The 258-nt window shown below is 73.6% G+C and carries 1 protein-coding gene; it reads right to left on the reverse strand.

The features are described from left to right. On the reverse strand, positions 1-258 hold a 258-nt coding region (locus AOK00_RS39705; protein ID WP_254047419.1), incomplete at both ends, for an asparagine synthase-related protein.

The raw sequence follows: 258 nt of genomic DNA on the forward strand, positions 1-258 counted from the left end.
CAGCCGGCCGGGATTCGCATGCCCTGGACCACCTCCGTCCACAGTTCGTGGACCGCCAGGGCCCAGAGCGCCTGGGCGTCGTGGTGCGAGGGGCGTTCCTGGTGGCGGGTGAGGAGTTTCTGCACGCGGTCGGCACGGACCTTGCCGCCCAGGACCAGCCGGGCCGGGGACAGGAGCTCCCGGACCGTCTCCAGGAGCGGGCTGCCCGGTGCCAGCATCGCCGACAGCGGCAGGGTGAAGGGCTGCTTGGGGCGGCGC

Source organism: Streptomyces aureus (genome assembly GCF_001418135.1).
Taxonomy (GTDB): Bacteria; Actinomycetota; Actinomycetes; order Streptomycetales; family Streptomycetaceae; genus Streptomyces; species Streptomyces aureus_A.